This is a genomic window from Streptomyces sp. NPDC035033 (genome assembly GCF_040636735.1).
GTDB lineage: Bacteria > Actinomycetota > Actinomycetes > Streptomycetales > Streptomycetaceae > Streptomyces.
The window spans coordinates 1-24,248 of record NZ_JBEZUZ010000003.1 but is presented as its reverse complement, the minus strand read 5'-3'; the positions used below and the strand labels follow the sequence as shown (position 1 = coordinate 24,248).

Genomic DNA, 24,248 nt, shown 5'->3' with positions numbered 1-24,248 from the left:
TGGCTATGGTAGGGACTCCACTGGACACCACCAGAGCCGATAGGGGAGGTGCGGCTGCGCCTGTGGATCGGAGAGGGGCGCTGCGGCGTCTTCTCAGGTCGGCGGGTGAGCCGAAATCCGTGACCGACACCGCTGACAAGATCCGCCGCACTGCCGCCGCACCCACCACCGCGACCTTCGCATCGGATGCGGAATCGCAGGCGTGGACTCCGCCCACCTGGGAGGAGATCGTCAGCACGCACAGTGGTCGCGTCTACCGCCTGGCCTACCGTCTGACCGGCAATCAGCACGACGCCGAGGACCTCACCCAGGAGGTCTTCGTCCGCGTCTTCCGCTCGCTGTCGACGTACACCCCCGGCACCTTCGAGGGCTGGCTGCACCGCATCACCACCAACCTCTTCCTCGACATGGTCCGCCGCAAGCAGCGCATCCGCTTCGACGCGCTCGCCGACGACGCCGCCGAGCGGCTCCCCAGCCGTGAGCCCTCCCCCCAGCAGGTGTTCAACGACACCCACTTCGACGCCGACGTCCAGCAGGCCCTCGACACCCTGGCGCCCGAGTTCCGCGCCGCCGTCGTCCTCTGCGACATCGAGGGGCTCTCGTACGAGGAGATCGCCGCGACCCTCGGCGTGAAGCTCGGCACCGTCCGCAGCCGCATCCACCGGGGCCGCTCCCACCTGCGCAAGGCGCTCAAGCACCGCTCGCCCGAGGCCCGCGCCGAGCGGGCCCTGGTCACCGTCGGATGGGAGGCCGGGACAGCGTGAGCGGCACCCGCCCCCCGTCCCCGAGCCCCGCGGAACACCACCTCGGGGACCGGCTCGCCGCGCTCGTCGACGGCGAGCTCGGCCATGACGCCCGCGAGCGGGTCCTCGCCCACCTCGCGACCTGCGCCCGCTGCAAGGCCGAGGCCGACGCGCAGCGCGCCCTGAAGAACGTCTTCGCGTCCAGCGGCGCCCCGCAGCCCTCCGAGGGCTTCCTCGCCCGCCTCCAGGGACTGCCCGGCGGCCCCGGGGAGCCGCCGGGGCGCTCCCCGCTGGAGCAGCTCCTCGAAGCGGGCGGCGTGAAGAGCGACGGCTTCGCCACCGCGCCCCCCGCCGAGCCCGACACCGGCACCGGATTCCGGGTCCACGCGGTCGCCCCCTCGGGCCGGGGACGGCGCTTCGCCGTCGCCGCCGCCGGCGCGGTCTCCTTCGCGGCCATCGCCCTCGGCGGCACCCTGCCCGCCGACGGCTCCCTCGCCACCGCCGCCCGCGGCGGGCAGGGCACCGGCAGCGCGGTCACCCCGCTGCGCGCGGGCGCCTCCGCCGGACCCGGCTCCGCCGCCGGTGCGGCGACCGGCCGTTCGGACCGCTCCGAGCGCTCCGCCGGCGGCGTCCAGTCGATCGCCGCCGGGCCCCTCGTCCCCGGCGGCACCGTTCCCACGGGCGCCGTCCCGATGGACGCGGACCGCGCCGGACCGGTCGCCGCGCTCCGGCTCCGGGCCGCGCAGGCGCAGCCGCTCTTCGCCCTCTCGCCGTTCATACGCCCGACGGTTCCCGCTCTTCACCCGGCCCTCGGCCCGGTGCCCGGCCCGGCCCCCAGCCCGCCGGGCTCCCGCCGCTGACCCCCGACCTGGTTGAATCCTCGGTCAGAGCGCCCGACACGGGGGCGCTCACGGGTCAGCGGTTGCGGGGAGAGCATGAACGACGGGAAGCCGAACTGGTGGAGCCGGCCCTCGACGCCCCCGGAGGCGGCGCGGATACCCACGCCGCCCCCGGCGGAGGCGGACGACTTCCCCCTCCAGGCCCCGGATCCGGCCGAGCCCGCCGCGGCGGAACCGGCCCCCGGGGCGTCCGCCGCCCCCAAGGTCGACATGACGAAGGAGCGGCCCGCCCCCGAGGCCCCCGCCGCGCCCGAAGCCCCCGCCGTTCCTGAGGGCTCCGGGGCGCCCGCCGTGCCCGAGGTCTCCGCCGCGTCCGAGGAGCCCGCGCCCGCCGTCCCCGTGACGCCCGTGGGGGCCGCGCCGGCCGCCCCGCGGCCGCTCCACGAGCCCGACGAGTACCGGACGCCGCCCTACGGCGAGCCCGGGCCGTGGGCGCCCGCGCCGCCGGTGCAGCGGCCCGCCGCGCCCGTACCGCCCCCGCAGACGGCCGCCGTGCCCCCGCACGGCGCCGTGCCGCCCCCGCAGGGGCCCGTGCCGCCGCAGGGCGCGCCGGCCTGGGGACAGTACGACCCGTGGGGCGCCGGCGCCGGTGCCGTGGCCCCGCACGCCCGGAAGAAGTCCCGGCGCGGCCTCGCGCTCGTCGGTGCCCTCGCCTTCGCCCTGGTCACCGGCGTGATCGGCGGCGGCGTCGGCGCCTACGTCGAGCGCAACGGCGGCATCGGCACCGTCGAACTGCCGCAGGCCGGCGCCGGGACCACCGACCGCGCGCCCGACAGCGTCGCCGGGATCGCCGCCCGCGCCCTGCCCGGCGTCGTCACCCTCCACGTCAGCGGCGGCGGAGGCTCCGGCACCGGCACCGGCTTCGTCCTGGACAACCGCGGCCACATCCTCACCAACAACCACGTCGTCGACGCCGCCGCCTCCTCCGGCGACATCACCGTCACCTTCTCCAGCGGCGAGACCGCCTCCGCCAAGCTCATCGGCAAGGACACCGGCTACGACCTGGCCGTCGTCCGGGTCACCGGCGTCACCGGCCTCAAGCCGCTCCCGCTCGGAAACTCCGACGACGTCCGCGTCGGCGACCCCGTCGTCGCCATCGGCGCCCCCTTCGACCTCTCCAACACCGTCACCTCCGGCATCATCAGCGCCAAGGAGCGCCCGATCACCGCCGGCGGGGAGAAGGGCGACGGCAGCGACATCTCCTACGTCGACGCCCTCCAGACCGACGCGCCCATCAACCCCGGCAACTCCGGCGGCCCCCTCCTCGACGGCAAGGGCCGCGTCATCGGCATCAACAGCGCCATCCGCGCCGCCGGCGGCTCCGGCGACGGGGACGGCGGCAGCGGCGCCCAGGCCGGCTCCATCGGCCTCGGCTTCGCCATCCCGGTCAACCAGGGCAAGCGGGTCGCCGAGGAGCTCATCAACACCGGCAAGGCCACCCACCCCGTCATCGGCGTCAGCCTCGACATGCAGTTCAACGGCGACGGCGCCCGCGTCGGCGACAAGGGCAAGGACGGCGCCCCCTCCGTCACCCCCGGCGGCCCCGCCGCCAAGGCCGGCCTGCGCCCCGGCGACGTCATCACCAAGGTCGACGGCCAGCGGGTCCACAACGGCGAGGAGCTGATCGTGAAGATCCGCGCCCACCGCCCCGGCGACGCACTCGCCCTCACCCTGACCCGCGACGGCAAGGAACTGACCAGGACGGTCACGCTCGGTTCCGCCCAGGGCGGCTGACGCACCGCGGCGGCACCCGATCTCCATGTGGCGGACATCGCGAGGTACCCGACCGGCAGTCCGGGCGGGTACCGTGGACCGGGCCGCCCTGGTCCGGCGTGAAGGAGCTACTAGGTGTTCAGCGACATAGGCGTACTCGAGCTGGTGACGCTCATCGTCCTCGCCGTGCTCATTTTCGGCCCGGACAAACTGCCGAAGGTCGTCCAGGACGTCTCCCGCTTCATCCGGAAGGTCCGCGAGTTCTCCGACAGCGCCAAGCAGGACATCCGCAGCGAGCTCGGCCCCGAGTTCAAGGACTTCGAGTTCGAGGACCTCAACCCGAAGACCTTCATCCGCAAGCAGCTGGAGAACAACGAGGACCTCAGCGACCTCAAGGAGCTGCGCTCCACCTTCGACCTCCGCAAGGAGATGAACGAGGTCGCCGACGCGGTGAACGGGCGCGAGACCACGCCCGCCGCCGCCCCCGCGGCGGTCAACGGCTCCGCCCCCGACCCGCTGAAGAAGCAGGACAAGCCGGCCTCTCCCGAACCGCCGCCGTACGACTCCGACGCCACCTGACACGGGCGGTCACCGACCGGTCGCTATCCTCCTTGGGTTGGGGGTACCCCCGGACGGAGTCTGGGGGAGGAACGAGGAGGCGGCCGAGATGAAGACGACGAGTCAGGTGGAAGCCGAGGGCTTTCTGCGCGCGCCCTTCGCCTGGTACGGGCTCGACGAGGCGTTCACCGGGCCCCGCCGGCTGATGCAGATCGGCACGGCGGCGGACGGCACCGTCCAGCACGGCTCGGTGGGCCACGGTGACGAGCCGTCGATAAAGTCCGAGACCGCCGGCACGGAGAAGGAGCGGTTCGCCGTCGTCGTGACGGTCGCCGCGAACCCCGTCCGGCGCACCGGTGACGGCACCGGCGTCCTCGACGCCACCACCGTCTCCTCCGCCGCCTGGCTGGCCGGCTCCGGGCTGCTGGCCCACACCTGGCCCGCCTCCCTCGACCACGCGCTGCGCGACCACTGGCTCGACCAGCAGACCGAGACGGCCTTCGAGCTCGCCGACGACCTCGACGGGCCCGCCTGGACCGCGCTGTCGCTGCCGGTCGACGGGGTCCCGGTGCCGTTCCACTACCGCGAGTCCGAGTTCGGCTGGGTGCTGGCGGGATCGGCGGGCGACGTGCACATCGGGGCGTACGGGCGCGGGATGAGCGCGTACGGCCTGGGCTTCGCGCAGATCAAGGACCTCGGCGCGTACGCCTGACGCCCGGGTACGCCGAAGGGGCACCCCGCACCGGGGTGCCCCTTCGCCGTACCGCCTAGAACTTGTTCTTCGGCGTGATGCCCAGGCTCAGGCCGGAGAGGCCGCGCTGCCGGCCGCCGAGCTTGCCGGCGATGGCGCGCAGGGCCGCGCCCGCGGGGGAGTCGGGGTCGGAGAGGACGACCGGCTTGCCCTCGTCGCCGCCCTCACGCAGGCGCACGTCGATCGGGATCTGGCCGAGGACCGGCACGGTGGCGCCGGTGGTCTTCGTCAGGCCGTCCGCGACCAGCTGGCCGCCGCCCGTGCCGAAGACGTCGACCATCTCGTCGCAGTGCGGGCACGGCAGGCCCGACATGTTCTCGACGACGCCGACGATCTTCTGGTGGGTCTGCACCGCGATCGAACCGGCCCGCTCGGCGACCTCGGCCGCCGCCTGCTGAGGCGTCGTCACGACCAGGATCTCCGCGTTCGGCACCAGCTGCGCCACCGAGATCGCGATGTCGCCGGTGCCCGGCGGCAGGTCGAGCAGCAGGACGTCCAGGTCGCCCCAGTACACGTCCGCCAGGAACTGCTGGAGCGCGCGGTGCAGCATCGGGCCGCGCCACACCACCGGCGCGTTGCCCGGGGTGAACATGCCGATCGAGATGACCTTCACGCCGTTCGCCGACGGCGGCATGATCATGTTCTCGACCTGGGTCGGACGCCCGTCCGCGCCCAGCATGCGGGGCACGCTGTGGCCGTAGATGTCGGCGTCGACGACACCGACCTTCAGGCCGTCGGCGGCCATCGCCGCGGCCAGGTTCACCGTCACCGAGGACTTGCCGACGCCGCCCTTGCCGGAGGCGACCGCGTACACCCGGGTCAGCGAGCCCGGCTTCGCGAACGGCACCTCGCGCTCGGCGGTCGTGCCGCGCAGCGCCGCCGCCAGCTCCTTGCGCTGCTCGTCGCTCATCACGTCCAGCGTGACGTCGACGCCCGTGACGCCCTCGACGCGGGAGACGGCCTCGGTGACGCGTTGCGTGATGGTGTCGCGCATCGGGCAGCCGGAGACCGTCAGGTAGACCGTCACCGCGACCCCGCCGTCCGGTCCGATCTCCACCGACTTGACCATGCCGAGTTCCGTGATCGGACGATTGATCTCGGGGTCGTTCACCGTCGCCAGTGCCTCGAGCACCGCGTCTTCCGTAGCCATAGGTCGATGGTACGGGGACGACCACGTCGCCATGAAAGGGCTGTCAACGGTCGGGTACGTCACTCCGCCGCTCGCCGTCCCGCGGGAATAGATCGCGCTCCCGGTCGCGCTCCTCCAGTTCCTTCACCAGGTCCTGGAGCTCCGAGCGGATCCAGTCGCGGGTGGCGACCTCGCCCAGGCCCATCCGGAGCGCCGCGATCTCCCTGGTCAGGTACTCCGTGTCGGCGATCGAGCGCTCGTTCTGCTTCCGGTCCTGCTCCAGGTTGACCCGGTCCCGGTCGTCCTGCCGGTTCTGCGCCAGCAGGATCAGCGGGGCCGCGTACGAGGCCTGGAGGGACAGCGCGAGCGTCAGGAAGATGAACGGGTACTCGTCGAACTTCAGCGCCGCCGGGGCGAAGATGTTCCAGGTGACCCAGACGATGATCGTCAGCGTCATCCAGACCAGGAACCGCCCCGTCCCCAGGAAACGGGCGATCCGCTCCGAGAGCCGGCCGAACGCCTCCGGGTCGTACTCCGGCAGCAGCCTGGCCCGCCGCTCGCGCGGCAGGTCGAGCCGGATGCGGGGGAGCGGGGGCCGCTCCCTCTCCCGTTCCTGCGACCGCTCAGCCACCGGGCACCCCCTCCTCGTGGAACTCCGTCTCCCGCCAGTCGTCCGGCAGCAGGTGGTCGAGCACGTCGTCGACCGTGACCGCGCCCAGCAGCGAACCGCTCTCGTCCACGACCGGCGCCGCCACCAGGTTGTACGCGGCGAAGTAGCTGGTCACGGCGGGCAGCGGGGTGTCCGGGCCGAGCGGCGGCAGATCGCTGTCGACCAGCGAGCCCACCAGCGTGAACGGCGGGTCGCGCAGCAGCCGCTGGAAGTGGACCGTGCCCAGGTACTTCCCGGTCGGCGTCTCGTCCGGCGGCCGGCAGACGTACACCTGCGCCGCGAGCGCCGGCGACAGGTCCCGCTGCCGCACCCGGGCGAGCGCGTCGGCCACGGTGGCGTCCGGGCGCAGCACGATCGGCTCCGTGGTCATCAGGCCGCCCGCCGTCCGCTCCTCGTACGACATCAGCCGGCGCACGTCGGCGGCGTCGTCCGGCCGCATCAGCGTGAGCAACCGTTCCTTCTCCTCCTCCGGCAGCTCGTTGAGGAGGTCGGCGGCGTCGTCCGGGTCCATCGCCTCCAGGACGTCCGCGGCCCGCTCCTCCTGCAGCTTGCCGAGGATCTCCACCTGGTCGTCCTCGGGCAGCTCCTCCAGGACGTCGGCGAGCCGGTCGTCGTCGAGGGCGGCGGCCACCTCGGCCCGCCGCTTGGGGGAGAGGTGGTGGAGGACGTTGGCGAGGTCGGCGGGGCGGAGCTTCTCGAAGGTGGCGACCAGGTTCTCGGCGCCCTGCCCGTGCTCCTCCAGCGAGAAGCCGGTGACGGCCGACCACTCCACGGTCAGCGTCTCGCCGCCCCGTCTCCCACCGCCGCCCTTCCAAGGAAGCGCTACGCGCCCTGTCAACCGCGGCGCGAGCGCCCCGCCCTTGCCCCGGCGGACGAAGACCTTGTCGATCTCCCAGTCGCGGCGGGCCGGCAGCTGCTGGATGGCGATGTCGAGGACGGTGACCTCCTCGCCGGTCTCGACGAGCGTCACCCGCCGGTCGAGGAGCTCGCCGAGGAGGAGCCGCTCGGTCGGCCGCTGCTCGAAGCGGCGCATGTTGACCACGCCGGTGGTGATGACCTGGCCGGACTCGACGCCGGTGATCCGGGTCATCGGGACGAAGACCCGGCGCCGGCTCAGCACCTCCACCACCATGCCCAGCAGCCGGGGCGGCCGGCGGCCGACCCGCAACATCGCCACCAGGTCGCTGACCCGGCCCACCTGGTCGCCGACGGGGTCGAAGACGGCCACGCCGGCGAGGTGGGAGACGAAGATCCTGGGGGCGCCTGCCGCCATGCCTCGCGCCTCCTCGGTACCGCACGGTTCGGGTCCCCGCGCCGCCCCGGAGGGCGCGCGGTCGGTGCGCCGCCCCGCCGGCCCCCGCGGGCCGCGCGACGTCCCGGCGGGTCGCGCGGTGCTCCGCGCGGGCCCGTGCCGGACCGCGCGGCGCGTGCGGGGCCCGTGCCGGGCTTCGCATGGTTCAGGCTAGCCCGTGGCGTTCCGCCCCGCTCCGGCAGTGCCGCCGTCCGGCTGCCTGCGGGGACGCCGCCCCCGCCCGGGTACGCTGCGGTCTGCCGCCCCCCACCGGCACCGGCCGGCCCGCCCGGCCGACCCCCCCGTGACCCCTTCCGCCGTGCCCACGGCCCGGGGCCGTGCTCCCCCCCCACCGAAGAACGAGAGGCAGCGCAGGTGACCGTCCGCACCCCGTCATCGCGTATCCCGTCGGCCCCGGCCGCACCGTCGGGGCGTACCCGTACCGTCCGCGCGGCCCGCTTCCGCCGGGCGGCCCTGCCCCTGGCGCTGTGCGCGGGGCTGACGGTGGGACTGACGGCCTGCGGGGCCGATCCGGACGAGGGGACCAACGGGATCGGGAAGCTGTCGGCACCGGAGATCGAGCGCGAGGCCCGCTCGGCGGCGGACACGGCGAAGGCGGTCCGGCTGGCCGGCACCCTGGTCAGCAAGGGCGGCACCTTCAAGCTGAACATGCGGCTCAAGCGGAACGGCGCCACCGGCTCGGTCACCACCAAGAACAGCACCTTCGAGCTGCTGCGGGTCGGCGACGCCCTCTACCTCAAGGCCGACGCGGGCTTCTGGACCCACGAGGAGGAGGGCGACGGGAAGCCCACCGAGGCCGACACCGAGGCCGCCGACAAGCTGGACGACAAGTACGTGAAGGTCCCGCAGGACGACCCCTCGTACAAGCAGCTGCGCGGCTTCACCGAGAAGGACCAGCTGCTGCGCGGGCTGATCGGGCTGCACGGCGACGCGGTCAAGGGCGACCGGGCCCAGATCGGCGGCATCCGCACGATCAAGGTGAAGGGCGGCGCGGACGGCGAGGGCGGCACCCTCGACGTGGCCCTGGAGGGCTCCCCGTACCCCCTCCAGTTCGCCCGCGGCGGCGGTGCCGGCCTGGTGGTGCTCTCGGAGTGGGACAAGGACTTCCCGCTGGCCGAGCCGGGCCGCGAGGAGACCCTCGACTACGGCCGCCAGCTGCCCCGCACCTGACCGGCGGCCGGGCGCCCTCCGGGGCGCCTAGCGCCGCTTCTTCCGGCCGAACAGCAGCTTCGGCAGGGCGGCCGGGACCGGCCGCCGGGTGATCGCGGCGGACGGCAGCGGGGCGGCGGCGAGCGAGGAGTCCGGCAGGTCGGTGGTGGCGGCGCGCGGGTCGAGGCGCAGGACGCGGCACTCGCGGGCCCAGCGCTCCGGCATCGCCTCGCCGTCCGGGGCGTTGAGCCGCTTGCCCTTGAGCTCGGCGACGGCCGCGTCCCACTCCTCGCTGCCCGGCGTCAGCTGCCGGACGGCGGCCGTCCAGGAGACGATCCGGCCGCCCTTGTCCTTGCTGCGGACGGTGACCTCGGCGGTGGAGCCGTCGGCGAGACCGGGCAGCGGCTGCTCGCCGGGGCCGTCGCCCACGACGTGGGCGGCACCGTCGTGCCAGACGTGCCAGAGCGCCCGGGCGGGCCCGGTGCCCCGGACCCAGACGAGGCCGGACTTCTTGGTGGCCTCCTCGACGAGGGCGTCGGTGAGCGGCGTGTCGGTCATGGCCGCAGCCTATCTACAGCCAGCCGTTGCGCTTGAGGGTGCGGTGGATGGTGAAGCAGATCGCGATGATGCCGGTGAGCACCATCGGGTAGCCGTACTTCCAGTGCAGCTCCGGCATGTGGTCGAAGTTCATCCCGTACACGCCGCAGACCGCCGTGGGGACGGCGACGATCGCCGCCCACGAGGTGATCTTGCGCATGTCCTCGTTCTGCGCGACGGTCGCCTGCGCCAGGTTGGCCTGGAGGATCGAGTTCAGCAGCTCGTCGAAGCCGACGACCTGCTCCTGGACGCGGGCGAGGTGGTCGGCGACGTCCCGGAAGTACTTCTGGATGTCCGGGTCGACCAGCCGCATCGGCCGCTCGGAGAGCAGCTGCATCGGGCGCAGCAGCGGGGTGACGGCCCGCTTGAACTCCAGGACCTCGCGCTTGAGCTGGTAGATCCGGCCGGTGTCGGTGCCCCGCGTGGAGCCCTTCGCGGCGGGCGAGAAGACGTCGATCTCCAGCTGGTCGATGTCGAGTTCGACGGCGTCGGCGACCGCGATGTAGCCGTCGACGACGTGGTCGGCGAGGGCGTGCAGGACGGCGGAGGGCCCCTTGGCGAGGAGTTCCGGCTCGCCCTGGAGGCGGTGGCGGAGGTTGCGCAGCGAGCCCTGTCCGCCGTGCCGGACGGTGATGACGAAGTCCGGGCCGGTGAAGCACATCACCTCGCCGGTCTCCACCACCTCGCTGGTGGCGGTGAGTTCGGCGTGCTCCACGTAGTGGATCGTCTTGAAGACGGTGAAGAGGGTGTCGTCGTACCGCTCCAGCTTGGGCCGCTGGTGGGCGTGGACGGCGTCCTCGACGGCGAGCGGGTGGAGCCCGAACTCGGCGGCGATGCCGGCGAATTCGGCCTCGGTCGGCTCGTGCAGCCCGATCCAGGCGAAGCCGCCGGACTCCCGCACCTGCGCCATGGCGCCGCGCGGGGTCAGGCAGGCGCGGTCGTCGATCCGCCGCCCGTCGCGGTAGACCGCGCAGTCGACGATGGCGCTGGAGGCGGAGTGGTCGCGCGTCGGGTCGTAGTTCGTGTACGTGGTCGGGGTCTTGCGCAGGCTCTGACGCAGGCTCGGCCGAACGGCGGCGCGCAGGTCACGGATCATCGACATGGGCGTGCTCCTTCACGGACAGGCCGTCGGCGAGCGTGGCGCAACCCGGAATGAGGACGGGAGAGGGACGTCGTCCACAAAGCGGGCGGCACCGGCGGATCGCGGTGACGGCGTTCGCAACTCAGACAGGCAAAGAGGGGTGCTCTTCCGTCGTACGCGATGCCGGAGAAGGGGGTCCGCGGTTCAGGGACCCGGGGTCACCGGAGGGAGGAACGCACCGGGCTCGGGTGCGGTGCGGCGGAAGAGCGGCTGGTACTGCCCGATCGACTTCGGTCCATCGCAGTCCCACCTCCTCCGGCCGGTCCCTCGTGAGGGACGACGTGTGACGCCTGGTCGGGAAACCCGACCAGTGGCCAACACTATCAGCCGACCGAGGGTCAATCCCTTCCTTTGCCCGTTCCACGCGCGATCTATGCTCGCCGCATGGGAGAAGTTCTTGCACTGGTCGAGGCCCGGCTGCGCACGGCCCTGGGCGAACCGGACGCGCGGGCCGCGGTGACCTTCCTCGGCACCGACCGGATCGAGGTGCTGCGCTTCGTCGACGCCGGCGCCGGCCTCGTGCGCTACGCCACGCTCGGCATGTCGGCCGCCCCGATGGCCGATCCGGCCGCCGTGCTCGCCGACCCCGTGAAGGGCCCGCGCGCCGAGCTGGTCCTGACCGTCCGTCTCGGGCGCGCGGACACCGACAAGGTGCTGCGCCCGCTGGCGGTGCTCGCCGCGACCCCTCAGGTGGAGGGCGTGATCGTGGCGCCCGGCGCCTCGCTGGACCTCGGCGAGCCGCTGTGGCCGGGCGCCCCCTTCAGCTCGGTCCTGGTCGCCGAGTCGGGCGGGCTGGTGGAGGACCTGGACCTGAACGAGGCGATGTCGCGGAGCGACTCCGCGGGGGGCGGTGGCCGGGCGGCGGGCGCCGCGATGGACCCGGTCCGCTTCCTGCCGCTGCTGCCGATGACCCCGAACGAGGCCGCCTGGAAGCGGGTCCACGGCGCCCAGGCCCTGGAGGAGCGCTGGCTCGCGAAGGGCACGGACCTGCGCGACCCCCTGCGCGGGTCGGTGGCCCTGGACTGAGGGGCGGCGCGCCCCGGCGCGACGCCCGGGTGAACGCTTCCGGCCGGACGGGTGATCGGGGGCGGGCGTTCTTGACGGGAGGCGGAAGCGGTAGGACCGTTGAGCCCTATGAGGGGCGAACCCAGTTGTCCGAAGTGCGGTGGGCGGGTCAGGGCGCCCGGCCTCTTCGCCGACTCCTGGCAGTGCGACGTGCACGGGCCCGTGTACCCGCTCCAGCCCGTGATCCCGCCCAGCGTCGAGGCCCTCGGCGTCGTCGTGCACCGCTCGCACGTGCCGGTCTGGATGCCCTGGCCGCTCCCGGTCGGCTGGCTCTTCACCGGGGTCGCCTACGCCGGTGACGACCGCAGCGGCGGGCGCGCCACCGCCGTCGCCTGCTCCGGCCCCGGCCCCCTCGGCGGCATGGGCGAGCTGCTGCTGGTCGCCGAGGAGCTCGGCGTCGGCCTCGGCGCCCGGTACGCCGGCATCGACGGCCCCGATCCGGGCTCCGGCATGGCCATCGACAAGCCGCCGCAGGCCAAGGTCCTCGCCGCCGGCCGCCCCACCCCGCTCTGGCACGTCACCGGCGCCCCCCACGACCGGGCCGTCTTCGCGGGGGAGGCCCGCGGGCTCTGGCTCTGGGCGATCGTCTGGCCCGAGCAGTCCGGCCTGCTGATGTACGACGAGCTCGTCCTGACCGACCTGCGCGACGCGGGCGCCGAGGTCGAGCTGCTGCCCTGCGGGGCGCTCACCCCGCGCCTGCTCGGCTGACGCCCGCCGCGACCCCCGGCCGCGAGGCCCGGGGCGTACGGCCGCGGGCTCGGGACGTACGGCTCCGGGGCTCGGGGCGTAATGGGCGACCGCCGCTCCGGCTCCGTACAGCGAGGTCCTGATCGCCCGTTATGCTGGAGTGTCACCTGTCCGTGCCGAGCCCTGGGAGAACCGCGTCGTGCGCATCGACCTGCACACCCACTCCACGGCCTCCGACGGCACCGACACCCCCGCCGAGCTGGTGCGCGCCGCCGCCGCGGCCGGGCTCGACGTCGTGGCGCTCACCGACCACGACACCACCCGCGGCCACGCCGAGGCGCTCGCCGCCGCGCCCGAGGGGCTGACCGTCGTCCCCGGCGCCGAGCTCTCCTGCCGCCTCGACGGCATCGGCCTGCACATGCTCGCCTACCTCTTCGACCCCGAGGAGCCGGCCCTGCTCGCCGAGCGCGAGCTGGTCCGGGACGACCGGGTGCCGCGCGCGCGGGCCATGGTCGCCAAGCTCCAGCTGCTCGGCGTCCCCGTCACCTGGGAGCAGGTCGCCCGGATCGCCGGCGACGGCTCCGTGGGCCGCCCGCACATCGCCGAGGCGCTGGTCGAGCTCGGGGTCGTCCCCGACGTCTCCGGCGCCTTCACCGCCGAGTGGATCGCCGACGGCGGCCGGGCCCACGTCGAGAAGCACGAGCTGGACCCCGCCGACGCGGTCCGCCTGGTCAAGGCGGCCGGCGGCGTCACCGTCTTCGCCCACCCGGCCGCCGTCAAGCGCGGCCGGGTCGTGCCCGAGTCCGCGATCGCCGCCCTCGCCGAGGCCGGGCTCGACGGCATCGAGGTCGACCACATGGACCACGACGAGCCCACCCGCGCGCGGCTGCGCGGGCTCGCCAAGGAGCTGGGGCTGCTGGTCACCGGCTCCAGCGACTACCACGGCAGCCGCAAGACCTGCCGGCTCGGCGAGTACACCACCGACCCCGAGATCTACGGCGAGATCACCCGCCGCGCCACCGGGGCCTTCCCCGTCCCCGGCGCCGGCGGAACCCGCGCCGGCCAGGGCTGATCCCGGCCTCCCGGCCCCGGGAGCCCGCCCGGAGCGGGCCCCGTCCCGGGCGCCCCTTCCCGCCGTCGCCGTGACGGCGGGGCGCCGCGCCGTCCGGGCCGCGCCCTCCCCCTCGTACCGTCTCCGGCCCCGCACGTCCGCCGTGCGGGGGCGGGACACTCCTGCCCCCATGCCGGAATCTCTCATTCCGGTTCGGGCCCCACCCCTCGTTCGACCCTCACCCCGCAAGGCACCCCACCGTGTTCGACGTCGCCGTCTTCGGCTCGCTCTTCCTCACCCTCTTCGTGATCATGGACCCGCCCGGCATCACGCCGATCTTCCTCGCGCTGACCTCCGGCCGCGCCGCCAAGGTCCAGCGCCGGATGGCCTGGCAGGCCGTCGCCGTCGCCTTCGGCGTCATCACCGTCTTCGGCATCCTCGGCCAGCAGATCCTGGCCTACCTGCACGTCTCGGTCCCCGCCCTGATGATCGCGGGCGGTCTCCTGCTGCTGCTCATCGCGCTCGACCTGCTCACCGGCAAGACCGACGAGCCGAAGCAGACCAAGGACGTCAACGTCGCCCTCGTCCCGCTCGGCATGCCGCTGCTCGCCGGGCCCGGCGCCATCGTCTCGGTCATCCTCGCCGTCCAGCACGCCGACAGCGCCGCCGCGCAGATCTCCGTCTGGACCGCCATCGCCGCCATGCACGTCGTGCTCTGGCTGACCATGCGCTACTCGCTGCTGATCATCCGGGTCATCAAGGACGGCGGCGTCGTGCTCGTGACCCGGCTGGCCGGCATGATGCTCTCCGCGATCGCCGTGCAGCAGATCATCAACGGCGTCACCCAGGTCATCCGCGGGAGCTGAGGCCCGCCCCGGACACCACTGCGCCCCCGTGCGGATTCCGTCGAGCGGAGTCCGCGCGGGGGCGCGGTGCGTGGTGAGGACCGGCCGTTACGAGGCCGAGGACTCTGCGGGTCGGATCCAGATGCGCTGGCCGATCGAGGCGGCCTGCTGCACGATCCGGTTGACGGAGGCGGCGTCCACGACCGTGGAGTCGACGGGGGTGCCGTCGATGTCGTCGAGGCGCAGGATTTCGAAGCGCATGGCTTCTCCCTTCGTCCGAGTTGATCCTCCATGCGGAGAACTGTGTACGTATGGGTTCAACGGCCGTCACCCCCGAAACATTCCTTACGCTAAGGAAAATTTTCGGTTGGCTAAATACTGGTGGGTAGGGGAGCCGGCGGCGGACAATGAGGGCCGATGAACGACGCCATGAACCCCCCACCGGCCACCGACGCCCTGCGCGCGCTGGACGCCCGCCTGGAGCGCACCAACGAGCTCCTGCGGCGGATGCTGGCCGAAGTGGCCAAGACCCCTTCCACCCACGCCATCTTCGTCGACGCGGGTTACGTCCATGCTTCGGCCGGGTTGCTGGTCGCGGGCACCGAGGACCGGCGCAATTTCGACCTCGACGCCGAGGGCCTGATCGAGGCCTTCATCGACACCGCCCGCACCCTCTTCGCGGACAGCCGGCTGCTGCGCGTCTACTGGTACGACGGCGCCCGCCGCCGCATCCACACCGCCGAGCAGCAGGCCATCGCCGAACTCCCCGACGTCAAGGTCCGCCTCGGCAACCTCAACGCCAACAACCAGCAGAAGGGCGTCGACTCCCTCATCCGCTCCGACCTGGAGTCCCTGGCCCGCCACCGCGCCATCAGCGACGCCGCCCTCGTCGGCGGCGACGAGGACCTGGTCTCCGCCGTCGAGGCCGCCCAGGGCTACGGCGCCCGCGTCCACCTGTGGGGCATCGAGGCCGCCGAGGGCCCCAACCAGGCCGAGGCCCTGCTCTGGGAGGTCGACAGCCAGCGCACCTTCGACCTCGACTTCTGCCGGCCGTACGTCACCCGCCGCCCGGTCACGATGTACGAGAACGAGACCGAGCCGCCGCCCTCGCGCGACGAGGTCCGCTTCGTCGGCGCCCAGATCGCCGCCACCTGGCTCGCCGAACGCGGCCGAGACCGGCTCGCCGAACTCCTGCCCGGCGACCCGTACCTCCCCGCCGCCGTCGACCAGGACCTCCTCGTCGAGGCCGAGACCCGGCTCAGCCGCTCCCTGCGCGGCCACGGCGCGCTCCGCCGCTCCCTGCGCGACGGCTTCTGGCAGCACCTCAGGGCGCAGTACTGAGCCTCGCCGGCGGCTCCTCGCGGACGGCCGTGTCCACCCGCTGCCAGAAGGCTGCGAGCCGCGCGGCCAGCTCGCGCGGGTGCGAGACGTTGGGGGAGTGGCCCGCGCCCTCGATCACCGTGTGGTGCGCGCCGGTCCGGACGGCGACCGCCGCCAGCTCGGCCGGCGGCCAGACCATCTCGTCGGAGCCGTACGCCAGGTGCACGGGCATCGCCAGGCCGGCCAGCTCCGCCGCGCCGTCCGGGTCGCGCAGCAGCAGCCGCCCCGCGCCGGACAGCTGGGCGACCTTCGTCAGCATCCACCGGCGCCGCAGGAACCCCAGCAGCTCCTCGGTGTCGGCCGCCGGGTCCGGTTCCTCGCCGCGGCTGTCCAGCCACCGCGTGGCCAGCCACACCCGCTCCTTCGCGAGCAGCGCGTGCCCGGCCCGCAGCGCCCGGATCCGGACCCGCTGCGGGCGGGCGACCCGGCCCGGCCCGGAGGAGAGCAGGGTCAGCGAGCGGAAGGCGCGGGGGGCGAGCACCGCGGCCGAGCGGGCCACCAGGCCGCCGAAGGAGTGCCCGAGCAGGTGCACGGGCCCGTCGCGCAGCGCCACCGCCTGCGCCACCACGTCGAGCGCGAGCGCCCGGCGGCGGTAGGCGGCCCGACCCCGGGGGCCGTGCGACTCGTTCTGCCCGCGCCCGTCGACGGCGACGACCCGGTACCCGGCCCCGCTCAGCGGGCCGAGCAGCGCCAGGAAGTCCTCCTTGCTGCCGGTGTACCCGGGCAGCATCAGGACGGTCCCGCGCCGCTCGCCGACCGGGTCGGTGTCCAGCACCGCGAATCCGCCGCGCACGGTCTCCAGGCGGTGGGCCCGGGTGCGGGGCGGCAGCGTCAGGGAGCGGGGCTTGCTCATGCAAGGACTGTAACCGGAGGGCGGGCTCCGGGCGCCGGGCCGTGCGCCCGCGCGCTCCGGGCGCCGGGTACGACGACGGCGGCCCGGCCCCTGGGGAGGGGCCGGGCCGCCGTCGTGTCCGGTGGACCGGGTGGTGCTACGCCTCCGGCTGCGCGGGGGCGGCCTTCTTGGCGACCCGCTTGCGCGGAGTCTTGGGCGCCTCCTCGGCCGGGGCCTCGGCGACGGCCTTCTTCACCGTGCGGCGACGGGTCGTCGTCGCCTTCTGCGGCTCCGACGCGTCCGGCGCCACGGCGGCGGCCGTCTTCTTGGCGGCGGCGCGCTTGCGGGGGGCCTTGGGGGCTTCCTCGGCGGGCGCGTCCGTCGTCGTCTCGGCGGCGGGAGCCGTCTTCTTGGCGACCCGCTTGCGCGGGGCCTTCGGGGCCTCCTCGGCGGGGACCTCGGTGACGGCGGCCTCGGCGGCGGCCGTCTTCTTGGCGGCGCGCTTGCGGGGAGCCTTCGGGGCCTCCTCGACCGGAGCCTCGGCGGCCGGGGCCGCGGGGGCCTCGGCGACCGGGGCCGGGATCACCACGACGGCCTCGACGGGGGCGGTGGCCGTCACCGGGCTGGACGCCTTGCGGACCACGCGGCGGCGCGGCCGGGCGGCCGGCTCCTCGACGGCCGGGGCCGCGGGGGCCTCGACGACGGCCGGAGCGGTCTCGACGACCGCGCCCGGGCTGCTGGCCGGACGCGTCGCCCGGCGCCGGCCGCGCGACGGCGCGGCCACGGCCTGCGCCGGGACGGCGGCCGGGGCCTGGGCCGGAGCGGTCTTCGCGGGGGCGGCCTCGGCCGGGGCGGCCGCCGGGCGCTCCTCCGCCGACTGGGCGGGGACCGCGGCGGACCGCTTGCGGGCGGCGGCCAGCTCGGCGGCGGCCGTCTCCACGGTCTGGAAGGTCACCGTCTCCTCGACGCGCGGCCGGACCCGGCGCTTGCGCGGGGCGACGGCCGGAGCCGGAGCGGCCGGGGCGGCGGGCGCCTCGGCGACGGCCTCCGTACGGCCGCCACGGGCGCGGCGGCGGCGCGGGGCCGTCTCCTCGGCCGGGGCGGCGGGCGCGGCGGCCCGGCCGACCGGGGCCTCGGCCGGCTTCGCCGTCCCGGCCGGCTCGGCCGGCTTCACGGCCTCGGTCGCCTCGACGGTCTCGGCGACGGCCTTCTCCGTCTCCGTACGCCCCCCGCGGACGCGGCGGCGGCGCGGGGCCGTCTCCTCGGCCGGGGCGGCGGCGGGCGCGGGGGCCTGCGCGGGCCGCGCGGACTCCACGGCCTTCACGGCTTCCTCGGTCTTCACGGCCTCCGTGGCCCGCACGGCTTCCCCGGCGGGGGCCGGGGTCACCGGGGCGGCGCCGGCGACCGGGATGCCGCCGGACTGGCCGCGGGCGCGACGGCGGCGCGGCCGGCGCGGACCCTCGACGGCCTCGGCGGCCTCCGGGGCGCGGTCGGCCCGCTCGGTCCCCGGGGCGGTGACGCCCTGCGGGGCGTCCGCGAGCGTGGAACCGCCACGGGTGCGGCGGCGCTGGCGCGGGGTGCGGGCCGGGCGCTCCTCGGCGGCCGGGGCCGCGTCGCGGCCGCCGCGGCCACGACGGCCGCCCGGCTCGCCCAGGTCCTCCAGCTCCTCCGCCGCGAGACCCGCGCGGGTCCGCTCGGAGCGCGGCAGGATGCCCTTGGTGCCCTCGGGGATGTCCAGGTCGGTGTAGAGGTGCGGCGAGCTGGAGTAGGTCTCCACCGGGTCGGCGAAGTCCAGCTCCAGGGCCTTGTTGATCAGCTGCCAGCGCGGGATGTCGTCCCAGTCGACCAGGGTGATCGCCGTACCGGTGTTGCCCGCGCGGCCGGTGCGGCCGGTGCGGTGCAGGTAGGTCTTCTCGTCCTCGGGCGTCTGGTAGTTGATGACGTGGGTGACGCCCTCGACGTCGATGCCGCGCGCGGCGACGTCGGTGCAGACGAGGACGTCCACCTTGCCGTTGCGGAAGGCGCGCAGCGCCTGCTCGCGGGCGCCCTGGCCGAGGTCGCCGTGGACCGCGCCGGAGGCGAAGCCGCGCCGCTGGAGCTGCTCGGCGATGTCGGCCGCCGTCCGCTTCGTCCGGCAGAAGATCATCGCGAGGCCGCGGCCGCGGGCCTGGAGGATGCGCGCGACCATCTCCGGCTTGTCCATGTTGTGCGCGCGGTAGACGTGCTGCGTGATGTTGGCGTGGGTCACGCCCTCGTCGTCCGGCGAGGTCGCGCGGATGTGGGTGGGCTGCGACATGTAGCGGCGGGCCAGGCCGATGACCGCGCCCGGCATGGTGGCCGAGAACAGCATGGTCTGGCGCTTGGCCGGAAGCATGTTGATGATCTTCTCGACGTCGGGCAGGAAGCCCAGGTCGAGCATCTCGTCGGCCTCGTCGAGGACGAGGGTCTTGACGTGCGACAGGTCGAGCTTGCGCTGGCCGGCCAGGTCGAGCAGGCGGCCGGGGGTGCCGACGACCACGTCGACGCCCTTCTGGAGCGCCTCGACCTGCGGCTCGTAGGCCCGGCCGCCGTAGATGGCGAGGACGCGCACGTTGCGCACCTTGCCGGCGGTCAGCAGGTCGTTGGTGACCTGCTGGCACAGCTCGCGGGTCGGGACGACGACGAGGGCCTGCGGGGCCTCGGTCAGCTGCTCGGGCTTCGCGCGGTCGGCCTCGACGTCGGCGGGGACGGTGACGCGCTCCAGGATCGGCAGGCCGAAGCCGAGGGTCTTGCCCGTGCCGGTCTTGGCCTGGCCGATGACGTCGGTGCCGGTGAGGGCGACCGGAAGGGTCATCTCCTGGATGGGGAAGGGATTCACGATGCCGACGGCTTCCAGCGCCTCGGCGGTCTCGGGAAGGATTCCGAGCTCTCGGAACGTAGTCAGGGTGCTGCCTCTTCTGTGAGACGCGGCGCGAGGCGAACGAAGGGGGTCTCATCGTGCCGGGCTCTTCCCGCGGGATCCTGGGGAAGATCACCGCCGGGTGGCACGGGACCACTGCCGTCGCTCGAGCGTCGTACCGCTTGAGGGACCCTTCGGCGGGCCGCCGGAAGGGTTGTCGGGCCGGAGCCGATCGGGCCACCGACCGGGCATCCTCATTCATGCGTCGGCCCACCGGATACGTCCGTACGTGCGAAAGCATGTCCGCATACTCGGCAGGCGCATTACCACTGTACCCCGGAATCGCGCATGTGTGTTGGGCGAAATGGGGATGAGGGCACGGTCACACTGACTGACCAGGACCTTCGGGGGCCCCGGGGGCGGGCTATTGTGCGCTTCATGGAGACGCCTGACAACGCCACACCCGCCGCCGACGAGGACGCGCCCACCGGTATCGCCGCCGAGGACTGGGCCACGGCCTCCGCGGAGCCGCAGTACCGCGCGGCCGTGATCGACCTCCTCGGCGCCCTCGCCTACGGCGAGCTGGCGGCCTTCGAGCGGCTCGCCGAGGACGCCAAGCTCGCGCCGTCCCTGGAGGACAAGGCGGAGCTGGCGAAGATGGCCTCCGCCGAGTTCCACCACTTCGAGCGGCTGCGGGACCGGCTGGCCGCCGTGGACGCCGACCCGACCGCGGCGATGGAGCCCTTCGCGAAGGCGCTCGACGACTTCCACCGCCAGACCGCCCCGTCGGACTGGCTGGAGGGCCTGGTCAAGGCGTACGTGGGCGACTCGATCGCCAGCGACTTCTACCGCGAGGTCGCGGCCCGGCTCGACTCCGACACCCGCGCGCTGGTGCTCGCGGTGCTCGACGACACCGGGCACGGCAACTTCGCCGTGGAGAAGGTCCGCGCCGCCATCGAGGCCGACCCGCGCGTCGGCGGCCGGCTCGCGCTGTGGGCCCGCCGTCTGATGGGCGAGGCGCTCTCCCAGGCGCAGCGGGTGGTGGCCGAGCGGGACGCGCTCTCCACGATGCTCGTCGGCGGGGTCGCGGACGGCTTCGACCTGGCGGAGGTGGGCCGGATGTTCTCCCGGATCACCGAGGCGCACACCAAGCGGATGGCGGCGCTGGGCCTGGCCGCCTGAGCCCCGCCGGTACCACGCGTCGGCCGCGCCGCCCGGGAGACCGGGCCGCGCGGCCGACGCGCGTGCGACGGGTCAGTACACCGCGGGCGATGAGCGGCGCAGCCGGCGGGCGGCCGGGCGGACGAGCAGCGAGAGCAGCACCGCCGCCACCGCGACGGCCCCCACCAGGGTGGCGAGGAAGTGGCCGGGGCCGAGCGCCCCGTGGGTGACGAGCGCGCCGAAGACGGCGCCGAGCGCACCGGTGACGAGGACGGCCCCGCGGGCGGGAAGGCGGTCGGACAGGCGGTGCGCGGCCGCCCAGGCCAGGGCGAGTCCGAGCAGGGCGGAGCCGAGGGCTTCCAGGAACACGGTGGATCACCTCGCGAGGGGTGCGGGGCGGGTGGTGCGGTCAGCCCCTTCCTACCCCGGGCCATCGGAACGCAACCCTCCCTCCGCCCCCGTGGAGTGCCCCGTACACCCCGCCGGCCCGGTCGGCGGGCGGCCCCGGGGACGCCGGGAACGGCACCCGGACGGCGGTACGCGAGGAGGCCCGGAGGGACGGGCGTCCCTCCGGGCCTCCTCGCGGGATCCGGGGCTCAGAGCGTGCCGAAGCCCACCCGGCGCACCGCGGTCTCGCCGAGCTCCACGTACGCGATCTTGTCCGACGGGACGAGGACCCGGCGGCCCTTCTCGTCCTCGAGGCTGAGCAGCGGTGCCTTGCCGGACAGCGCGTCGGCGACGGCGCGCTCCACGTCCTCGGCGGACTGCCCGCTCTCCAGAACGATCTCCCGGGGTGCGTGCTGCACGCCGATCTTGACCTCCACGGCTATGTCCCTCCGAACGGTCAGCCATGCGCGATGAACCCGCGCCGTACGCTGCACACATTAGCCCGGTGAGGGGACGCGCACGGCTCAGCCGCCGCACGCCAGGAGCGAACAGAAGCCGGGAACGAGGAGAGCCGTCAGTGGCCCTCGGCGCTCAGCTGGCCGTCGACCGGGTGCAGCGGGAAGCCGGCGATGCCGCGCCAGGCGAGCGAGGTGAGCAGGGAGACCGCCGTGTCGCGGGGGATCGGGGACTCGCTGGAGAGCCAGTAGCGGGCGACGACCTGGGAGACGCCGCCGAGGCCCACCGCGAGCAGCATCGACTCGTCCTTGGACAGGCCGGTGTCCTCGGCGATGACCTCGGAGATCGCCTCGGCGCACTGGAGGCTCACCCGGTCGACGCGCTCGCGCACGGCCGGCTCGTTGGTGAGGTCGGACTCGAAGACGAGCCGGAAGGCGCCGCCCTCGTCCTCGACGTAGGCGAAGTAGGCGTCCATGGTGGCCGCCACGCGCAGCTTGTTGTCCGAGGTGGAGGCGAGGGCCGTGCGGACCGCCTGGAGCAGGGACTCGCAGTGCTGGTCGAGCAGGGCCAGGTAGAGCTCCAGCTTGCCGGGGAAGTGCTGGTACAGCACCGGCTTGCTGACCCCGGCCCGCTCGGCGATGTCGTCCATGGCCGCGGAGTGGTAACCCTGGGCGACGAAGACCTCCTGGGCCGCGCCGAGCAGCTGGTTCCGCCGGGCACGGCGCGGCAGCCGCGTACCGCGAGGGCGTGCTGCCTCTGTCTGCTCGATGGCGCTCACGCGGCCTCCCAAGAATCGATCCAAGTGCGCTGTCGCGCCGCGCGGCCATCGTACTTTTGGGTAACCCGGCTGTGCGCGGTGCGGACGCAGAATTTCATGGACCGGACACCGGGGTCGACAGGAGATTCAAGATTAAACCGAACAAATCAGCGGTAGTCGTCTTCGTCGAGAGTGATGACGCGCGCCTGTTCGGAGGCGTCCCCCTCGTCGGCGGTCTCGTGGTCGATATCGGCCAGCGGTTCGTCCTCTCCGGGGCGCAGTTCGGTGTGCTGCTCGGCAGCGTCGGCCTCCGGGACTTCCTCGTCGAGCACGGTGTCCTCTTCCTCCGGGAACGTGTCCGGCTCGGACGGATCGACAGTCATGCGTTTCCTTCCCGTCCTCCCCGCGCGCGAGCGGCCGCCCGCGCCGATGACTCTCCCTCCGAGCCTAGGAGCCCCGGCGCCGCCCCGCACCCGTGCCGCGTCCGGACGCGGCTCCGGCCGGGCGCCACGCGGCCTTGTGACCCCACCCACACCCGAGGCCGCGTGATCGTCTCGTAATATTGCGGCCATGTCCTCGACCGAGCTGCCGGAAACCCGGACCGCCGACGCCGCTCCGGCGGCGCCGCGTCCGCGCGCCGTCCGGGTCGCCGACGGCGAGGAGCTCCGCTCCGTCGCCCTCCCCGGTCTCACCCTCACCGTGCGCTCCCGGCCCGGCGGCCGCCCCGGCCTGCCGCCCGCGCTGTACGTGCACGGTCTCGGCGGTTCCTCGCAGAACTGGTCCGCCCTGATGCCGCTCCTCGCCGACCTCGTCGACGGCGAGGCCGTCGACCTGCCCGGCTTCGGCGACTCCCCGCCGCCCGACGACGGCAACTACTCGGTCACCGGGCACGCCCGGGCCGTCATCCGGCTGCTCGACGCCGCCGACCGCGGCCCCGTCCACCTCTTCGGCAACTCGATGGGCGGCGCCGTCGCCACCCGGGTCGCCGCCGTCCGGCCCGACCTGGTCCGCACCCTGACCCTGGTCTCGCCGGCCCTGCCCGAACTGCGCGCCCAGCGCTCCGCCTGGCCGACGGCGCTGCTCGCCGTGCCCGGCGTCGCCGGGCTCTTCGCCCGCCTCTCCCGGGACTGGACCGCCGAGCAGCGCGTCCGGGGCGTCCTCTCGCTCTGTTACGGGGACCCCGCCCAGGTCACCGAGGAGGGCTTCCGGCACGCCGTCGAGGAGATGGAGCGGCGGCTGGAGCTCCCCTACTTCTGGGACGCCATGGCGCGCTCCTCGCGCGGCATCGTCGACGCCTACACGCTCGGCGGCCAGCACGGCCTGTGGCGCCAGGCCGAGCGGGTGCTCGCGCCGACCCTGCTGATCTACGGCGGCCGCGACCGGCTCGTCTCGTACCGGATGGCCCGCCGGGCCGCCGCCTCCTTCCGCGGCTCGCGGCTGCTGAGCCTGCCCGACGCCGGGCACGTGGCGATGATGGAGTACCCCGAGACGGTCGCCGCGGCCGCGCGGGAACTGATCGCGGACCACGACGCGCGGCACGACGGGAGCTGAACCCGGGGTGGGACGACATAGCCGCAAGGGGCCCGCGCCCTCGGTGAGCGACACCGGGCGCACGCCGGTGGCGGACGGCGGGCGCGCGCGACCGGGCGCCGCCGGACGCGTCCCGGTCGCGGAGGCCGGGCGCCCCCCGGTCGTGGACACCGGCGCGGGCACGGGCCGGCGCCGCCGGGCCCCCGAGGAGCCCGGTACGACCCGCGGCCAGGGCACCTTCCACGGGTACGGGACCCCGGCGCACGGCACCCCGGTCCACGGCACGCCCGCGCAGGGGACCCCGGCGTACGGGCCTCCCGGATACGGCACCCCGGCGCACCGGGCCCCGGCGCCCGCGCGGGGGACTCCCGCGCACGGCACCCCCCTGTACGGCGGTGGCGCGTACGACACGCCCGCGCACGGGGTTCCGCACACGCCCGCGCACGGCACCCCCGTCCGCGGCGGGCACCCCGCGCACGAGGAGGGCGGACGGCCGGCGCCCGAGCGGTACGGGCCCGCCGGCGGCGCTCCCACCGTCCCCGGGCCGCGCCGGCACG

The 24,248-nt window shown here is 74.5% G+C and carries 25 protein-coding genes and 1 pseudogene; 14 read left to right on the top strand and 12 right to left on the bottom strand.

Annotation, left to right across the window (positions count from 1 at the left end; translation table 11 throughout):
* Positions 1–5: 5 nt before the first annotated feature.
* The 5 genes from sigE to AB0E83_RS02535 all read left to right on the top strand — a co-directional run bounded on the left by sigE (position 6) and on the right by AB0E83_RS02535 (position 4,625).
* A complete protein-coding gene (sigE, locus tag AB0E83_RS02555; protein ID WP_362104683.1) occupies positions 6–764 on the top strand; it encodes an RNA polymerase sigma factor SigE in 759 nt (252 codons plus the stop codon).
* Positions 761–1,603, top strand: a complete 843-nt coding sequence (locus AB0E83_RS02550; RefSeq protein ID WP_362104680.1) for a zf-HC2 domain-containing protein — start codon at positions 761–763, stop codon at positions 1,601–1,603. The genes sigE and AB0E83_RS02550 overlap by 4 nt, the downstream gene beginning before the upstream one ends.
* 75 nt (positions 1,604–1,678) lie before the next feature.
* Positions 1,679–3,376, top strand: coding sequence for a trypsin-like peptidase domain-containing protein (locus AB0E83_RS02545; RefSeq protein WP_362104677.1), 1,698 nt, complete (start codon positions 1,679–1,681; stop codon positions 3,374–3,376).
* 114 nt (positions 3,377–3,490) lie between these two features.
* A complete protein-coding gene (locus tag AB0E83_RS02540; RefSeq protein WP_362104674.1) occupies positions 3,491–3,934 on the top strand; it encodes a sec-independent translocase in 444 nt (147 codons plus the stop codon).
* 88 nt (positions 3,935–4,022) lie between these two features.
* Positions 4,023–4,625: a hypothetical protein gene (locus AB0E83_RS02535; protein WP_362104671.1), complete on the top strand. Its 603-nt coding sequence runs from the start codon at positions 4,023–4,025 to the stop codon at positions 4,623–4,625.
* Positions 4,626–4,680: 55 nt separating this feature from the next.
* Here the strand turns inward: AB0E83_RS02535 and AB0E83_RS02530 are convergent, their stop codons facing one another.
* From AB0E83_RS02530 to AB0E83_RS02520, 3 genes are read right to left on the bottom strand one after another with little or no spacing between them, the layout of a single operon-like run.
* On the bottom strand, positions 4,681–5,814 hold the full coding sequence (locus AB0E83_RS02530; protein ID WP_362104668.1) for an Mrp/NBP35 family ATP-binding protein: 1,134 nt from the start codon (positions 5,812–5,814) through the stop codon (positions 4,681–4,683).
* 43 nt (positions 5,815–5,857) lie between these two features.
* Positions 5,858–6,424: a DUF1003 domain-containing protein gene (locus AB0E83_RS02525; protein ID WP_362104665.1), complete on the bottom strand. Its 567-nt coding sequence runs from the start codon at positions 6,422–6,424 to the stop codon at positions 5,858–5,860.
* A complete protein-coding gene (locus AB0E83_RS02520; RefSeq protein WP_362104662.1) occupies positions 6,417–7,736 on the bottom strand; it encodes a CBS domain-containing protein in 1,320 nt (439 codons plus the stop codon). The genes AB0E83_RS02525 and AB0E83_RS02520 overlap by 8 nt, the downstream gene beginning before the upstream one ends.
* A 522-nt stretch (positions 7,737–8,258) precedes the next feature.
* Here AB0E83_RS02520 and AB0E83_RS02515 point away from each other — a divergent pair.
* Entirely contained in the window at positions 8,259–8,945 is a 687-nt protein-coding gene (locus AB0E83_RS02515; protein WP_362105093.1) for a hypothetical protein, read from the top strand.
* A gap of 27 nt (positions 8,946–8,972) precedes the next feature.
* Here AB0E83_RS02515 and AB0E83_RS02510 read toward each other — a convergent pair whose 3' ends face one another.
* Both AB0E83_RS02510 and AB0E83_RS02505 read right to left on the bottom strand, forming a co-directional pair.
* Positions 8,973–9,482 carry a hypothetical protein gene (locus tag AB0E83_RS02510; protein ID WP_362104659.1) on the bottom strand — a complete coding sequence of 170 codons (510 nt, stop codon included), beginning with the start codon at positions 9,480–9,482 and terminating at the stop codon, positions 8,973–8,975.
* 13 nt (positions 9,483–9,495) lie between these two features.
* Positions 9,496–10,623, bottom strand: coding sequence for a magnesium and cobalt transport protein CorA (locus AB0E83_RS02505; protein WP_362104656.1), 1,128 nt, complete (start codon positions 10,621–10,623; stop codon positions 9,496–9,498).
* A 423-nt stretch (positions 10,624–11,046) separates the two neighbouring features.
* On the opposite strand from AB0E83_RS02505, the gene AB0E83_RS02500 reads away from it, so the two are divergent.
* The 4 genes from AB0E83_RS02500 (at position 11,047) to AB0E83_RS02485 (ending at position 14,331) form a co-directional block, all read left to right on the top strand.
* On the top strand, positions 11,047–11,688 hold the full coding sequence (locus tag AB0E83_RS02500) for a suppressor of fused domain protein (RefSeq protein ID WP_362104654.1): 642 nt from the start codon (positions 11,047–11,049) through the stop codon (positions 11,686–11,688).
* Positions 11,689–11,796: 108 nt separating this feature from the next.
* Positions 11,797–12,435: a DUF6758 family protein gene (locus AB0E83_RS02495; RefSeq protein ID WP_362104651.1), complete on the top strand. Its 639-nt coding sequence runs from the start codon at positions 11,797–11,799 to the stop codon at positions 12,433–12,435.
* Positions 12,436–12,613: 178 nt separating this feature from the next.
* Positions 12,614–13,486 (top strand): PHP domain-containing protein, encoded by an 873-nt coding sequence (locus tag AB0E83_RS02490; protein WP_362105090.1) that lies wholly within the window; start codon positions 12,614–12,616, stop codon positions 13,484–13,486.
* Between the two features lie 239 nt (positions 13,487–13,725).
* Positions 13,726–14,331, top strand: coding sequence for a MarC family protein (locus tag AB0E83_RS02485; RefSeq protein ID WP_362104648.1), 606 nt, complete (start codon positions 13,726–13,728; stop codon positions 14,329–14,331).
* Positions 14,332–14,418: 87 nt separating this feature from the next.
* Here AB0E83_RS02485 and AB0E83_RS02480 read toward each other — a convergent pair whose 3' ends face one another.
* Positions 14,419–14,571: a hypothetical protein gene (locus AB0E83_RS02480; protein ID WP_362104645.1), complete on the bottom strand. Its 153-nt coding sequence runs from the start codon at positions 14,569–14,571 to the stop codon at positions 14,419–14,421.
* A gap of 156 nt (positions 14,572–14,727) precedes the next feature.
* Here AB0E83_RS02480 and AB0E83_RS02475 point away from each other — a divergent pair, with 156 nt between their 5' ends.
* Positions 14,728–15,651, top strand: a complete 924-nt coding sequence (locus tag AB0E83_RS02475) for an NYN domain-containing protein (RefSeq protein ID WP_362104643.1) — start codon at positions 14,728–14,730, stop codon at positions 15,649–15,651.
* Here AB0E83_RS02475 and AB0E83_RS02470 read toward each other — a convergent pair.
* Together AB0E83_RS02470 and AB0E83_RS02465 are read right to left on the bottom strand one after the other, a co-directional pair.
* The gene (locus AB0E83_RS02470; protein WP_362104639.1) at positions 15,635–16,543 is read right to left on the bottom strand and encodes an alpha/beta hydrolase; all 909 of its coding nucleotides are present in this window, start codon (positions 16,541–16,543) and stop codon (positions 15,635–15,637) included. The genes AB0E83_RS02475 and AB0E83_RS02470 overlap by 17 nt on opposite strands.
* Positions 16,544–16,679: 136 nt before the next feature.
* Positions 16,680–19,355, bottom strand: a complete 2,676-nt coding sequence (locus tag AB0E83_RS02465) for a DEAD/DEAH box helicase (RefSeq protein ID WP_362104636.1) — start codon at positions 19,353–19,355, stop codon at positions 16,680–16,682.
* A gap of 483 nt (positions 19,356–19,838) precedes the next feature.
* Between AB0E83_RS02465 and AB0E83_RS02460 the strand changes: the two genes are divergently transcribed.
* The gene (locus AB0E83_RS02460; RefSeq protein ID WP_362104633.1) at positions 19,839–20,582 is read left to right on the top strand and encodes a ferritin-like fold-containing protein; all 744 of its coding nucleotides are present in this window, start codon (positions 19,839–19,841) and stop codon (positions 20,580–20,582) included.
* Positions 20,583–20,654: 72 nt separating this feature from the next.
* Here AB0E83_RS02460 and AB0E83_RS02455 read toward each other — a convergent pair whose 3' ends face one another.
* The 4 genes from AB0E83_RS02455 to AB0E83_RS02440 form a co-directional block, all read right to left on the bottom strand.
* On the bottom strand, positions 20,655–20,930 hold the full coding sequence (locus AB0E83_RS02455) for a hypothetical protein (RefSeq protein WP_362104630.1): 276 nt from the start codon (positions 20,928–20,930) through the stop codon (positions 20,655–20,657).
* Between the two features lie 227 nt (positions 20,931–21,157).
* Positions 21,158–21,385, bottom strand: a complete 228-nt coding sequence (locus AB0E83_RS02450; protein ID WP_030747376.1) for a DUF3107 domain-containing protein — start codon at positions 21,383–21,385, stop codon at positions 21,158–21,160.
* Positions 21,386–21,522: 137 nt separating this feature from the next.
* Entirely contained in the window at positions 21,523–22,182 is a 660-nt protein-coding gene (locus tag AB0E83_RS02445) for a TetR/AcrR family transcriptional regulator (RefSeq protein ID WP_362104627.1), read from the bottom strand.
* Positions 22,183–22,328: 146 nt separating this feature from the next.
* Positions 22,329–22,544, bottom strand: a complete 216-nt coding sequence (locus AB0E83_RS02440) for a hypothetical protein (RefSeq protein ID WP_362104624.1) — start codon at positions 22,542–22,544, stop codon at positions 22,329–22,331.
* Between the two features lie 187 nt (positions 22,545–22,731).
* Between AB0E83_RS02440 and AB0E83_RS02435 the strand changes: the two genes are divergently transcribed.
* Both AB0E83_RS02435 and AB0E83_RS02430 read left to right on the top strand, forming a co-directional pair.
* Positions 22,732–23,712 carry an alpha/beta hydrolase gene (locus AB0E83_RS02435; protein WP_362104621.1) on the top strand — a complete coding sequence of 327 codons (981 nt, stop codon included), beginning with the start codon at positions 22,732–22,734 and terminating at the stop codon, positions 23,710–23,712.
* Positions 23,713–23,755: 43 nt separating this feature from the next.
* Positions 23,756–24,248 (top strand): annotated as a pseudogene (locus AB0E83_RS02430) (hypothetical protein); the annotation flags it as partial.

What these genes read in the sequence shown, in the direction of transcription:
- sigE (WP_362104683.1), top strand. Translation starts at nt 6, where the DNA reads ATGGTAGGGACTCCACTGGACACCACCAGAGCCGATAGGGGAGGTGCG.
- AB0E83_RS02545 (WP_362104677.1), top strand. Translation starts at nt 1,679, where the DNA reads ATGAACGACGGGAAGCCGAACTGGTGGAGCCGGCCCTCGACGCCCCCG.
- AB0E83_RS02535 (WP_362104671.1), top strand. Translation starts at nt 4,023, where the DNA reads ATGAAGACGACGAGTCAGGTGGAAGCCGAGGGCTTTCTGCGCGCGCCC.
- AB0E83_RS02530 (WP_362104668.1), bottom strand. Translation starts at nt 5,814, where the DNA reads ATGGCTACGGAAGACGCGGTGCTCGAGGCACTGGCGACGGTGAACGAC.
- AB0E83_RS02520 (WP_362104662.1), bottom strand. Translation starts at nt 7,736, where the DNA reads ATGGCGGCAGGCGCCCCCAGGATCTTCGTCTCCCACCTCGCCGGCGTG.
- AB0E83_RS02510 (WP_362104659.1), bottom strand. Translation starts at nt 9,482, where the DNA reads ATGACCGACACGCCGCTCACCGACGCCCTCGTCGAGGAGGCCACCAAG.
- AB0E83_RS02505 (WP_362104656.1), bottom strand. Translation starts at nt 10,623, where the DNA reads ATGTCGATGATCCGTGACCTGCGCGCCGCCGTTCGGCCGAGCCTGCGT.
- AB0E83_RS02500 (WP_362104654.1), top strand. Translation starts at nt 11,047, where the DNA reads ATGGGAGAAGTTCTTGCACTGGTCGAGGCCCGGCTGCGCACGGCCCTG.
- AB0E83_RS02495 (WP_362104651.1), top strand. Translation starts at nt 11,797, where the DNA reads ATGAGGGGCGAACCCAGTTGTCCGAAGTGCGGTGGGCGGGTCAGGGCG.
- AB0E83_RS02480 (WP_362104645.1), bottom strand. Translation starts at nt 14,571, where the DNA reads ATGCGCTTCGAAATCCTGCGCCTCGACGACATCGACGGCACCCCCGTC.
- AB0E83_RS02475 (WP_362104643.1), top strand. Translation starts at nt 14,728, where the DNA reads ATGAACGACGCCATGAACCCCCCACCGGCCACCGACGCCCTGCGCGCG.
- AB0E83_RS02470 (WP_362104639.1), bottom strand. Translation starts at nt 16,543, where the DNA reads ATGAGCAAGCCCCGCTCCCTGACGCTGCCGCCCCGCACCCGGGCCCAC.
- AB0E83_RS02465 (WP_362104636.1), bottom strand. Translation starts at nt 19,355, where the DNA reads ATGACCCTTCCGGTCGCCCTCACCGGCACCGACGTCATCGGCCAGGCC.
- AB0E83_RS02460 (WP_362104633.1), top strand. Translation starts at nt 19,839, where the DNA reads ATGGAGACGCCTGACAACGCCACACCCGCCGCCGACGAGGACGCGCCC.
- AB0E83_RS02440 (WP_362104624.1), bottom strand. Translation starts at nt 22,544, where the DNA reads ATGACTGTCGATCCGTCCGAGCCGGACACGTTCCCGGAGGAAGAGGAC.
- AB0E83_RS02435 (WP_362104621.1), top strand. Translation starts at nt 22,732, where the DNA reads ATGTCCTCGACCGAGCTGCCGGAAACCCGGACCGCCGACGCCGCTCCG.